This window comes from Rhizobium sp. SVR5-9E (assembly GCF_056755095.1).
Map to the genome: position 1 here is coordinate 89,212 of NZ_JBNDHS010000011.1, position 10,126 is coordinate 99,337.

The following is a 10,126-nucleotide window of genomic DNA, read 5'->3' on the forward strand; positions in this document are numbered from 1 at the left end:
CTGTTTTTGCAGCCTTGGCTGCGGTTTGAAATCTCCGGCCGGCCTCGGCAGCGGGCTAGTATACGATGACGCTACGGATGCTCTTGCCCTCGTGCATGAGGTCGAAACCTGTGTTGATCTCGTCGAGCGAAAGCGTGTGGGTAATCATCGGGTCGATTTCGATCTTGCCAGCCATGTACCAGTCGACAATTTTCGGTACGTCGGTGCGACCTCTCGCTCCGCCGAAAGCGGTGCCCTTCCAGACCCGGCCGGTGACCAGCTGGAACGGCCGTGTCGCGATTTCCTGACCAGCGCCTGCGACCCCGATAATGATCGATTCTCCCCAGCCGCGATGGGCCGCCTCGAGGGCCTGGCGCATAACCTTCACGTTGCCCGTGCAATCGAAGGTGTAATCGGCGCCGCCGATCTGATCGGCCCCGCGCTTCGTCATGTTGACAAGGTGGGCCACGACATCGCCGTCAACCTCGGTCGGGTTGACGAAATGGGTCATGCCGAAGCGCTCGCCCCATTCTTTCTTGTCGTTATTGATGTCGACACCGATGATCATGTCGGCGCCGGCAAGGCGGAGGCCCTGGATGACGTTCAAACCGATACCTCCCAGCCCGAACACGACCGCCGTCGCGCCTTCTTCGACCTTGGCGGTGTTCAGGACAGCGCCGATACCGGTCGTCACGCCGCAGCCGATGTAGCAGATCTTGTCGAAGGGGGCATCCGGATTGACCTTGGCGACTGCGATCTCCGGCAGCACGGTGAAATTTGAGAACGTCGAGCAACCCATGTAATGGAAGAGCTTCTTGCCGTCGGCTGAGAAACGGCTGGTACCATCAGGCATCAGTCCCTGGCCCTGAGTGGCCCGGATCGCGGTGCACAGATTCGTCTTGCGCGACAGGCACGAAGGGCATTGCCGGCATTCCGGGGTATAGAGCGGGATGACATGGTCACCCTTCCTGACGCTCGTCACCCGCTTGCCGACATCGACCACAACGCCCGCGCCCTCATGGCCCAGGATGGCGGGAAAGATGCCTTCCGGGTCAGCGCCGGAGAGGGTGAATTCATCAGTATGGCAAATGCCGGTCGCCTTCACTTCGACCAGCACCTCGCTCTCGCGCGGGCCCTCCAGATCGACCTCCATGATATCGAGGGGCTTGCCGGCTCCAACGGCAACAGCAGCGCGGGTTTTCATCTTCGTCTCCTCCCCTGAAAGCCTTGCATTTTGGCGATCTGCCGATTGTAGCTCCGCTACTGGGTGATCGGCCTGTCGTTCTCGTCGAGCAGCGGCACATTGTATTCGAGCAGGATTTTGTTGATCGCCGCCTGATTGTCGCTGATGAACCGGTTGAGCGTCCGCTTCCATTCCTGGTCGGAGGGGCGCACTCCCATGGTGATCCGGTAGGTCATTCGCGAACCACTCGTTTCTTTCACGAGCGGAACGACGGCGAGGTCGGCACCGGACTCCTTGGCATAGTAGCCGGCCATCGGTCCCCACGCGACCGCGGCGTCGATCACGCCGTCGAGCAGATCCTTGATCATCACTTCGGCCATGGAGGGTGCGACGCGGGTATCCACCACAAGCGGGTATATCTTGGCTTTTCCCATGAGCTTCGCCGCCGCCATGTTGGTGCTTGGCGGCGTACGCTGCACGACCCCGATCTTCTTGTCGGCCAGTTTCGGATCCTCGATGGTTTCAACGCCGTCGAGTTCGCCGCTTTTTTTGTAGATCAGGACATAGGTCGATCGATAGTAGGCGTTGGTGTTTTGCACCAGCTCGTCACCCTGAGGATAGCCGATGATGATGTCACAACGATTGGCCCGCAATGTATTGCGCACAAAACCGATGACCATCGGAAACCAGGTATAGGAGACCGATTTTCGTCCGAGTTTTTCGGCCACAAGCTTGGCGATCTTGTTTTCGAAGCCTTCGCCGCTTTCGTCGCTGAACGGCATGTTGGATGGGTCCGCGCAGACTCTCAGCACGTCCGGATCGACCAGTTCCCCCGCTGCACCAAGCCCGGCTCCTTGCGCCAGCGCTCCCCCGGGGACGAGTGCGAGCAGCAGCGCCAGCGGCGCGATCTGCTCGAGGCGGTGGGACATGCGTGTCGCCATGTTTCAGCTCCCCATGCACGAGGCCTCGTGCTCTTTCGCGGCCTGGGGTTTGTCGGCTTTCTGAGGCGGTCGGCCTCGCGGCGCCGCTTCGACGGCGCGGGCGCGCAGATAGACGTAAATGTCGTCCAGGTAGCAATAAACGTTCTTGTTGTCGCCAAAGGCAGGCATCACATTTTCCTTGCCGGCGGTCATATTCTTGCGTCCTTCCGCGACGATCGAAATGAAGGTCGCGTAGTCGATGTTCTTCATGGTCTGGGCGAGCGCCGGCGCATAGGAGGAACCCATGCCATCAGGCCCGTGACAGGTATGGCAATCGGCGTGATAGCGGCGATATCCGCTGAATGTGTACCAATCGACGACGCCGTTCTCGATCTTGAAGGTGGGATTGCCATCGGCATCAAAATATTTTCCGTCTTCCTCCGTCGCGACGGCCGCCTTTTCCTTGCTGTCTTGCGCCTGTGCGACGCCGATCACCAACGGCAGAAACGGGGCAAGTGCGCGAACAATGAAATGCAATGACATTCATAAACCTCTTGCTCCGAACGCCATTGCCCACCTGCATTCCCGGTTGGACGAGGCGCTTGATGTTATGATCTGGTGGAAACCGAGAGCCCGGCAGTCTTGCGCTGTGTCGGGCTCTCGCATCGTTATGCTTCGGCGGCTGTGCTAACCGGTCGCCGGCATCATTGATCCGGAAGGCCGAATACCGTTAGCTGTCCACCCAATGTGGTGTAGTCAGCCAATGCGGCATAGCCACCGACTGCACCCAATCCTGCCGTGGAGATGCTTTTGCTTTCGTCAGTCGGGGCCTTTTCTCCGGCCACCGCCGTCTGCCAAGCCGCAGCACCCTCCGCCCCTAGAAGGCCACCGGCGAGACCGATACCGGCCCAGCCGCCGACACCCGACAGAACGGCTACATATTGCTTTCCGTCATGTTCGAAGGTGTTGATGTTGCCGATGATGCCGGAGGGGGTCTTGAACTTGTAAAGTTCGTTTCCTTGCGTATCCACCGCCTTGATGTAGCCTTCAAGCGTGCCGTAGAAGATGACGTCACCGTCGGTGGCAAGCGCGCCCGACCATACCGAGAACTGCTCAGGCTTGGACCAGACGATCTCACCCTTGGCCGCGTCCCAGGCGATGAAATTACCCATGCCGCCGTGGCTGCGGGGCGTGGGATACATGGTCACCGTCGCGCCCACATAGGCCTGACCGGCAGTATAGCCCACCCGGTATGGCTCATAATCCATGCAGACATGATTGGTCGGCACATAGAACAGCTTGGTTTTTGGCGAATAGGTTGCCGGTTGCTGATCCTTGGTTCCAAGTGCTGCAGGGCAGACACCCGTGGTGTTGACATCCTCGCCGTTGAATTCAGTCGAGTACTTGTCGACGACCTGGGGGCGGCCATACTCCTTGCTGTTTGGATCCATCACGACTTCGGTCGCCCAGTTCACCGTCGGATCGTACTTCTTGGCAACCAGGAGTTCGCCCGTCGCGCGGTCCAGGGTGTAGGCAAAGCCGTTACGGTCGAAATGGACCAGCACATCTCTCGGTTGCCCGTTGATTTGCAGGCCGTCGACAAGAATCATTTCGTTGACGCCGTCATAATCCCATTCGTCATGCGGCGTCATCTGATAAGCCCATTTGGCCATGCCGGTGTCGGCATCACGCGCGAAGAGCGTCATAGACCAGCGATTGTCGCCGGGTCTCTGGTTCGGGTTCCAGGTCGAAGGATTGCCGGTGCCGTAGTAGATCAGATTGAGCTTGGGATCATAGGAGTACCATCCCCACGTGGTTCCGCCTCCGGTCTTCCACTGCTCGCCTTCCCAGGTGTTCATCCCGGAATCCTTGCCTACCGGCTTACCGAGATGCGTTGTCTTCTCCGGGTCTATCAGCGTTTCGGAATCGGGGCCCGTCGAATAGGCCCGCCAAGCGAGCTTCCCGTCGCTCAGATTATAGGCCGTTAGGTGACCGCGGACGCCGTATTCGGCACCGGATACGCCGACGATGACTTTGTCCTTGACCACCATTGGTGCAGACGTTCCGGATTCAGAAAGGCTTCCGTCAATCTTTTCCCCGTTCTGAGCCTGCCATGCGACCTTGCCGGTCTTGGCGTCGAGTGCCGTCACCATCGTATCGGCCTGATACAGGATAATCTTGCCGTCACCATAGGCGACACCGCGGTTGACCGTGTCGCAGCACATGATCGAAATGACTTTCGGATCCTGCTTCGGCTCGTATTTCCAAAGAATCCTGCCGTCGTTTTTGAGATCGAGCGCATAGACCGGATTCGGATATGGTCCGTGCACGTACATTATGTCGCCGATGACGAGCGGGCCGCCTTCGTGGCCGCGCAAAACGCCGGTCGAGAAGGTCCACTTGACCTCGAGATCCTTGGCGTTGTCCTTGTTGATCTGGCTCAGCTTCGAATAGCGGGTGTTCGCATAATCGCCTGTCGGCATGGCCCAGTTTTTGGAATCCGAGGCCAGTTTCTGCAAATCGTCATTGGCCCACGCTCCTGTGAGCGAAGCACATGCCAACAACGCTGCGGCAAACGGAATGCGACCTATCCTCGTGAGTTCACGCATGAAATCCTCCCAGAATTCACGATCAGGAATCGATTGCCACGCGCACAGGGACTTGCCCAGCGTGACGGGGGTATTTCCGACAGCGTGTCACGGTCAGAGCCAGATGCGTACAGAGGGCACCATGTCTACCCACCTCGCTTGGCCTGCGAAAGACTGTCACCACTCCCTACTTCAGTGAAGCCATTTTGAAGCCGGAAACAGTTGATAGACTATGTCATAAAAAAGCAACACGCAAGCGAAAACAATATTTTTTCAATGTTACGGCTAAATATGTGCACTGCGAAAAGCCGCGTCTCGGGACATTCACCTTCGAAAGTAAAAGCGGACATCTTTACTTAGATATTCTATCGCGCCCGCCCTCGGAATCCCCGGTAACATGATAATCCTTTGACGTTTTCTGATTATATCATTACATGTAAATTTCCGGATTGGCGTGAGTTGGCGATTGAAATTTTCCCGGTTGCATCAGTGATGCAACCGGGCTCCGCCGCGTAAGCGCACGTTCAAGGAAATCCGTCGTTGCTACCCGAGCTGGCAAATGTGAAGAACGACAGTGGCAAGATTGATGGGATGTTCAGGAATGCCCCTTTTTCTCGCCGCGGCGTTGATCGGTATGCCTCCGGTGCAAGCCGCCGATGACTATCCGACGTCAGCGATTGCCGATTATGTGCTCGGCTGCATGAAAGCCAACGGTGAAACGCGCGACATGCTCGAGCGCTGCTCGTGCTCGATCGACGTGATCGCGTCAATCATCCCTTACGACGACTATGTCGCTGCGGAGACGTTCAGGCGAATGGCGCAAACGACCGGCGAAGCAAGCGGGCTCTTTCGGGAAAGCGCGTCGGCCAAGGCAGCCAGCTCGGAGCTAAGACGCGCCCAAGCCGAGGCCGACATCCGATGCTTCTGACCAGGGTTTGGCTGGATAGGTCGACACGAAGGTCGCTGTAGCACTTCGAATTCCGGTATGGTTTTGTCCTTAAATCGGACCGATTTAAGCAAGCTTGCAGCAAGATCTCTACACCAATGCTGGGAGCTTTAGCGGCATTTAAACAGCGTCCGGAAATCTCTGCTGGAACGACCGCAGGAGCTCGCCCGTGGCATCGGCTGTGCGAGACCGTCGCTCCAATTCCACCTGGAATATGCCGACAACATGCGCCGGCTGCGGTGAAAGCACAATGATGCGATCTGACAGCATCAATGCCTCGCGCAGATTGTGGGTCACCATAAGAGCTGTTGTCGGCCGCGCCGACCAGACCGACAACAGCAGATGGCGAAGCTTTTGGGCAGTGGGTTCATCAAGTGATACGAAAGGCTCGTCGAGAAAAAGCACCGTCGGCTCCGTCGCAAAGGCCCGCGCCAGGGCAGCCCGTCGCGCAAGCCCGAGGGACAGTTCCGAAGGATAGAGGGAAAGCATTGGAGAAAGGCCCAACTTCTCGAACAACCAGGCGAGATCGCGATTCCTCTGTGCCTTTGGCAAGGTCAGCCTGACATTCTGCTCCAATGTCCGCCAAGGCAGCAGTGTGGGCTCCTGAAACACAGCAGCGATGCGGCTGTTTTCGCCCTCCGGGAGTTGGAACGATCCCGTAAAATCCTTGTCGAGGCCGAGCAGTATGCGAAGTGTGGTTGTCTTGCCGCAGCCCGAAGGCCCGAAAAGACAGGCGAATTCACCCCGGCGGACCTCAAAGGAAAGATCCCTGAGCGCCGTCAGGGCGACGTCTTGAGCGGAACGGAATCTCTTTTCGGCGATGTCGACCCTAAGCGGGACGTCGGCGCCAAAGGGTCGCATGTCGTTCAAAGGGTTGCACCAGAAGGAGTTCAACAAGCAGCATGACCGCTACGAAAGCGAGGGTGTAGGCCAGGATGGCGGCAACATCGAAGAGCTGGAAATAGAGGTAAATCTGGAAGCCCACTCCATTCGAGCGGCCAAGGAGTTCCACGACCAGAACGATCTTCCAGATCAGCGCGATGCCGGAGCGAGCTGCAGCCGCAAAATAGGGCTGCAATTGCGGAAGCAGGATATGCCTGACGCGATCGAGCGGGCCGACGCGATAGACGCTCGCCATCTCGCCATACCGTGGATCCAGGGCGCGTGCCCCCTCGCGCATCATCACCACGACGTTCGGTATTTTGTTGACCGCAACAGCGCCGATTGCAGCGGCCTCATTGAGACCGAACCAGATATAGGCAAGCACGATGATAACGAGCGCCGGTATGTTTAGGAACAGGATCAGCCAGGAATTGAAGAACTGATCGGCGCGTCGATTGCTCCCAAGAAGAACACCGACGATGGAGCCGATCATCATCGCAAGGAAGAAAGCCGCGGCAACGCGGGCAAGCGTCGCGCCGAGATGATAGAAGAGCTCGCCGCTTGCCGCCTCCCTGACGAGCACTCCCCAGACCTCCGCCGGTGGCGGAAAGGCTCGGCTCGGCCACAAATCGGCAGCGAGGTTCCAGAGCAGCACGAGCCCCACCAAAGAGAGCAATGTCGTCAGCCACGGCCCAATGAACGCGGGCAACCTCATGTGATGCAGTGGCGCCTTCCGTCTCATTGAAGGCACGTTTTCAGTAATCACTTCGTCAACTCCGCCCAGAACGTGCCAGTTGCCATCTCGGGCGCCGTTCCGACCAGCTTCGTGCCGCCGATCTCTGCCAGAACCTTGTAAAGCTTCGCTGCGTCGGCTTCTTCGTCAGATACCGGTCGCCGAGGGATTCCTTCGCGATATCGGTTGCGCAATTTCTTAAGCTCCTGCCCCTCCGCCCGCACGAGCGGTGCGAGCCGCAGCCACTCCTCATCGGAAGAGGCCAGGAGATCCTTGGCTTGCGCAGATGCTTTCACCAAGCCCATCGCAGCACCGGGATTTTCAAGCGCCCATTTCTCGCTAAAGACGTAACCGAGCGCCGAAACGGGTCCAGACGCGCCAAGGCCCTCTGCCGCCTCGTTGGCTCCAATCAATCGCCGAAAGCCGTTCGCCTCCAGGCGCGCGCAGAAGTGCCAGAAATTCAGGACCGCATCGAGCTCGCCCTGCTGCGCCTTCTCCGAAAGCAGCGGCGGCGCGCCGAACACGATCTCATTGCTGGCAACCAGGTCGATTTCATGATCACGCTTGGCAAGCGCCTGAATCAGGAGCCAGCTCTTGTCCAGCGGTCCGCCGGCTACTCCGATCTTCCGGTTCTCGAGATCGGCGATCCCCTTTATTGGCGACTGCTCTTTCACCATGATGGCACCGACCGCCGTCGAATAGGGAACCAATGTGAGATCGTGTCCGGCCGAACGCTCGCGGGAAACCCAGAGCCAGTCGGACACGATGACGTCGATATCGCCGGCCAGCATCGCGACATTGGACGCATCCTCACCAGCAAAATAGACAACTTCGACCTCGACACCGTTTTCAGTGTCGAACTTGTGGCGCTTCAGCGTATCGAGTTCCCAGCTTACTGTCCCGAATTTCAGAGCACCCACGCGAATTTTGCCGGCTGCCCTGCTGACGACGGGCGTCGCGACAACGGCCCCCGCAGCCGCAAATGCCGCCATCGACAAGATACAACGTCGCGAGATCATAGCCACGCCTCCCATAGATTGTTGTTTCTATGCATGTCGTTGCCGCAAAACCGCTGCACAAATTTCAGCGACATGCATTAGAGCGGGATGCCGAAAAGTGTTTGCGGCTTTCGGGCGATATCCCGTTCTACCTCTTTGATTTAGAGGCGGATTCAGATTTTAGGTCGATTCGACCTAAAATCATCCGGCTCTTGATCCCCGCAGATTCGGTCAGATGTCTTCGCCGTTATCGCGATACGCGCACTTCCAGCGAATGACCTTGAGCTTCGGATTCTCCTGCGACCACCTCGCGACGTAGATCGAGGCCTGAAACATGCATTGCACCAGGGAGCCCCCGTACTCGAAATAAAGGTGCTCGGTGCGGCAATTGCCAGGATTTGCCGTCAGGCAAACAGTGAGAATGAGATCGACCAAATTCACTCGATACCTCACGCCGACCGCCCTTGGCCCTCGCGCTGATCGCAGCGTCCTGTGGCGCGTGGAGATCGCTAATGTCGTAGATTTTCTCCCTGATCAAGCTACGCGCTCCCGCAAAAGTCGTCAACAATATGCTAATGCACTCTTCGATATTCACCCTGCGCAAGCCCTTCGATCGAATCTACTTCTTCGCGAGCACCTCTGACGCGGTCTTGGCAAGCTGGTACAGCCTTTGCTCGATGATCGTCGGCACCTCGCAGACATATGTCAGCGACTGCGCGCGCTCTTCGAAGAGGCGCGTCTGCCAGATCAACCGGTCGGTGCGCTCGGCGACTTCGCCCGGATTCGCCTCCGGCTTGGCCTGCATGGCATCGACCTCGGACGCCTCCTTGCGCAGCGCTGCCGCAAGCTCGAGCTGCTTGCGGGCATAGCGGCCGATGCCGGAGATGACGTGGGAGCGTTCCGCATTCATGTGATCGAATAGCCCTTGAACCAGCATCGTCATCCGGCTCTCGACCTGATCACCAGGCAGATTTGCCGCAAAATCCCGGATGTCCTGCTGGGCCTCCGCGACAGGGATACGTCTGGCAGCCGTCTGCCGAACCAGCGTCGAGATATCGTCATCCTTTGCCCATCCCCTAGCCGATTCAGGCAGCTCCGGCCCATTCCAGATCTGACCCAACGACAGTTCGGGCACCTTACGCTGGATGCACGGCCAATCCGCATCGGCGCCCGACGCGGTAATCGGAAAACCGGTGATCGCCGCAAGAACAATAGAGCGGGCCAGTCGGAGCAGGAGGCCTAAGCGATCCATCATGCATTTCCTCCCGTATCCTGCTTGCGGATCATCAGCCCACGAGAAGGGTCGTAGGCCATGATGGCGCCCGCAAGAAAGATGATCGTGAACCCAGAGACGACGGCGAGGGAAGTCCACTCCACCAGCCCATAGAAGGCGAAACGGATTAATTCGACGACATAGGTGAAAGGATTGACGAGACAAATCTTGTAAAGAAGGGGGCTCGCTTCCTGAACGCGCCACAGGGGATAAAGCGCCGCGGAGGCGAAATACATCGGAAATATGACGAAGTTCATGATACCGGCAAAGTTCTCGAGCTGTTTGATAACGGAGGAAAGCAGCAGTCCGAGCGCACCGAGCATCATGCCGCCGATGAACAGTGCCGGAAATACCAGGAGATAGCCGATCGGCGGCGCCTTCACGCCCCAGAACCCGGCAATGGCGAGAAACACGTAGACTTGAGCGATCGATACGATGACGCCGGCTAATAGCTTCGATACCAGCAGGAACCAGCGCGGGAATGGGCTGACCAGCAAGGTACGCATGTTGCCCATTTCGCGGTCATAGACCATCGACAGCGAGGATTGCATGCCGCTGAAGAGCAGGATCATGCCGCAAAGGCCGGGCGTGATATAGACCTCATACAGCACGTAGGTCTTGTAG

11 protein-coding genes are annotated in these 10,126 nt (G+C 58.1%); 1 reads left to right on the plus strand and 10 read right to left on the minus strand.

What is annotated here, in order from left to right; all coding sequences use genetic code 11:
* Positions 1 to 55 precede the first annotated feature (55 nt).
* The 4 genes from ACPYOJ_RS08525 to ACPYOJ_RS08540 all read right to left on the minus strand — a co-directional run bounded on the left by ACPYOJ_RS08525 (position 56) and on the right by ACPYOJ_RS08540 (position 4,691).
* A complete protein-coding gene (locus tag ACPYOJ_RS08525) occupies positions 56 to 1,183 on the minus strand; it encodes an S-(hydroxymethyl)glutathione dehydrogenase/class III alcohol dehydrogenase (protein WP_481415845.1) in 1,128 nt (375 codons plus the stop codon).
* Between the two features lie 56 nt (positions 1,184 to 1,239).
* Entirely contained in the window at positions 1,240 to 2,103 is an 864-nt protein-coding gene (locus ACPYOJ_RS08530) for a substrate-binding domain-containing protein (protein ID WP_481415846.1), read from the minus strand.
* A gap of 3 nt (positions 2,104 to 2,106) precedes the next feature.
* The gene (locus ACPYOJ_RS08535) at positions 2,107 to 2,625 is read right to left on the minus strand and encodes a c-type cytochrome, methanol metabolism-related (protein ID WP_481415847.1); all 519 of its coding nucleotides are present in this window, start codon (positions 2,623 to 2,625) and stop codon (positions 2,107 to 2,109) included.
* 161 nt (positions 2,626 to 2,786) lie between these two features.
* Positions 2,787 to 4,691, minus strand: coding sequence for a methanol/ethanol family PQQ-dependent dehydrogenase (locus tag ACPYOJ_RS08540; RefSeq protein WP_481415848.1), 1,905 nt, complete (start codon positions 4,689 to 4,691; stop codon positions 2,787 to 2,789).
* A 580-nt stretch (positions 4,692 to 5,271) separates the two neighbouring features.
* Between ACPYOJ_RS08540 and ACPYOJ_RS08545 the strand changes: the two genes are divergently transcribed.
* Entirely contained in the window at positions 5,272 to 5,598 is a 327-nt protein-coding gene (locus ACPYOJ_RS08545; RefSeq protein WP_481415849.1) for a hypothetical protein, read from the plus strand.
* A 138-nt stretch (positions 5,599 to 5,736) separates the two neighbouring features.
* On the opposite strand, the gene ACPYOJ_RS08550 is transcribed toward ACPYOJ_RS08545, so the two are convergent.
* The 6 genes from ACPYOJ_RS08550 to ACPYOJ_RS08575 form a co-directional block, all read right to left on the minus strand.
* The gene (locus ACPYOJ_RS08550) at positions 5,737 to 6,477 is read right to left on the minus strand and encodes an ABC transporter ATP-binding protein (RefSeq protein WP_481415859.1); all 741 of its coding nucleotides are present in this window, start codon (positions 6,475 to 6,477) and stop codon (positions 5,737 to 5,739) included.
* Complete coding sequence (locus ACPYOJ_RS08555; protein ID WP_481415850.1) at positions 6,446 to 7,213, minus strand: ABC transporter permease; 768 nt, start codon at positions 7,211 to 7,213, stop codon at positions 6,446 to 6,448. The genes ACPYOJ_RS08550 and ACPYOJ_RS08555 overlap by 32 nt, the downstream gene beginning before the upstream one ends.
* A 47-nt stretch (positions 7,214 to 7,260) precedes the next feature.
* Positions 7,261 to 8,250, minus strand: coding sequence for an ABC transporter substrate-binding protein (locus tag ACPYOJ_RS08560; RefSeq protein ID WP_481415851.1), 990 nt, complete (start codon positions 8,248 to 8,250; stop codon positions 7,261 to 7,263).
* A gap of 210 nt (positions 8,251 to 8,460) precedes the next feature.
* Positions 8,461 to 8,670: a hypothetical protein gene (locus ACPYOJ_RS08565; RefSeq protein ID WP_481415852.1), complete on the minus strand. Its 210-nt coding sequence runs from the start codon at positions 8,668 to 8,670 to the stop codon at positions 8,461 to 8,463.
* A 178-nt stretch (positions 8,671 to 8,848) separates the two neighbouring features.
* Positions 8,849 to 9,484, minus strand: coding sequence for a hypothetical protein (locus ACPYOJ_RS08570; protein WP_481415853.1), 636 nt, complete (start codon positions 9,482 to 9,484; stop codon positions 8,849 to 8,851).
* Positions 9,481 to 10,126, minus strand: a 646-nt coding sequence (locus tag ACPYOJ_RS08575) for an ABC transporter permease (RefSeq protein ID WP_481415854.1), incomplete at its 5' end; no start/stop codon positions are given. The genes ACPYOJ_RS08570 and ACPYOJ_RS08575, both read right to left, overlap by 4 nt.